Source organism: Bradyrhizobium sp. ORS 375, from assembly GCF_000239775.1.
Taxonomy (GTDB): domain Bacteria; phylum Pseudomonadota; class Alphaproteobacteria; order Rhizobiales; family Xanthobacteraceae; genus Bradyrhizobium.
This window is the reverse complement of sequence record NZ_CAFI01000330.1, coordinates 1-2,008: the sequence shown is the minus strand read 5'-3', so window position 1 is coordinate 2,008 and position 2,008 is coordinate 1. Positions and strand designations below refer to the sequence as shown.

The 2,008-nt window shown below is 64.9% G+C and carries 1 protein-coding gene; it reads right to left on the bottom strand.

Going from position 1 to position 2,008, the window contains the following annotated elements; all coding sequences use genetic code 11:
* Nucleotides 1–2,008, bottom strand: a 2,008-nt coding sequence (locus tag BRAO375_RS23620; RefSeq protein ID WP_035641858.1) for a HAMP domain-containing histidine kinase, incomplete at both ends; no start/stop codon positions are given.

Genomic DNA, 2,008 nt, shown 5'->3' with positions numbered 1-2,008 from the left:
CGGCGTCGCGGCCGGCCCGGAATATTTCAGCGGCAGATACAGCGTGAAAGTGCTGCCCTTGCCCGGCGCGCTCCGCAGATGGATCTCGCCGCCCAGCAGATTGGCGAGCTCGCGACTGATCGCGAGGCCAAGGCCCGTGCCGCCATATTTGCGGCTGGTGCCGGCGTCGGCCTGCTGGAAGGCCTCGAAGATCAGCTTCTGCTTGTCCTGAGGAATGCCGATCCCGGTGTCCGTGACTTCAAATGCGATCACGGCCGGAGTGCTGTTCAGCACGGGGTGGTCGGCGCTCCAGCCGCCGAGAGCTGCCGACACCTTCAAGCGCACTCCGCCGTCAGAGGTGAACTTGAAGGCGTTCGACAGCAGGTTTTTCAGCACCTGCTGCAACCGCTTGGAATCCGTGACGATGCTACGGGCAAGGTTGGGGTCGACATCGATGTTGAAGGAGAGCAGACGGTTCTCGGCCTCATGCCGGAACGGACGGCCGACCGTCTCCAGCAGGTTGGCGGTGAGGATCTCCTCCGCATCGACCGTGACCGTGCCGGACTCGATCTTGGAGAGATCGAGAATGTCGCTGATGAGGTTGAGCAGGTCGGTCCCGGCGCCGTGAATGGTGCGGGCGAACTCCACCTGCTTCATCGTCAGGTTCCCGTCCGGGTTCTCCGTCAGCTGCTGCCCGAGGATCAGGATGCTGTTCAACGGCGTGCGCAGCTCGTGCGACATGTTGGCGAGGAATTCGGACTTGTACTTGGAGGTCAGCGCGAGCTCGGTCGCCTTCTCCTCGAGCGCGCGGCGGGCCTGCTCGATCTCCTGGTTCTTGCGCTCGACCTCGACGTTGCGCTCAGCCAGCTGCTGCGCCTTCTGCTCGAGTTGCTCGTTGGTCTGCTGCAGCTCGCGCTGCTGCGCCTGCAACTCGGCGGCGAGCTGCTGGGACTGCTTCAACAGGCCTTCGGTCTGCATCGTCGCCTCGATCGAGTTGAGCACGATGCCGATGGAATCCGTCAATTGCTCGAGGAAGGTCATCTGCGAGGTCGTGAACGGGCTGAGCGACGCCAGCTCGATCACGGCCTTGACCTGGTTCTCGAATAGCACAGGCAGCACCACGAGGTTCTTCGGCACGGCGCGGAGCAGGGCGGAGCCGACCGGAATGACGTCGGCCGGGATCTCGGCGATCAGTCGCTGGCGCTTGTCGATCGCGCACTGGCCGATCAGCCCCTCGCCGAACTGGACGAGCTGGCGGTGCGGATAGATGCCGTCATTGGCATAGGAGGCGAGCAGGCGCAGCTGCGGCGCATATTCGCTCTCGACCTGATAGATCACGCCGCGATGCGCGTTGACCAGCGGCGTGAGCTCGGTCAGCAGCAGACGGCCGACGGTCGTCAGGTCGCGCTGGCCCTGCAGCATGTTGGTGAACTTGGCGAGATTGGTCTTCAGCCAGTCCTGTTCGGTGTTGAGGTCGGTCGTCAGCCTCAGATTGGTGATCATGGTGTTGATGTTGTCTTTGAGCTCGGCAACCTCGCCGCGCGCATCGACCTGAATGGTGCGGGTGAGATCGCCCTTCGTCACGGCGGTGGCCACCTCGGCGATGGCGCGCACCTGCGAGGTCAGGTTGGCCGCGAGCAGGTTGACGTTGCCGGTCAGGTCCTTCCAGGTGCCGGCGGCGCCGGGCACATTGGCCTGCCCGCCGAGGCGGCCCTCGACGCCGACCTCGCGCGCGACGCTGGTGACTTGATCGGCGAAGGTCGCGAGCGTCTCCGTCATATTGTTGATGGTCTCGGCTAGCGCGGCGACCTCGCCTTTGGACTTCACCGTGAGGTTCTGCTTGAGGTCGCCATTCGCCACGGCGGTCACGACCTTCACGATGCCGCGCACCTGCTCGGTCAGGTTGGCGGCCATGAAGTTCACGGTGTCGGTGAGGTCCTTCCAGGTGCCGGCGACGCCGGGAACCTGCGCCTGGCCGCCCAGCTTGCCCTCGGTGCCGACTTCGCGGGCGACGCGGGTGACCTCGCCC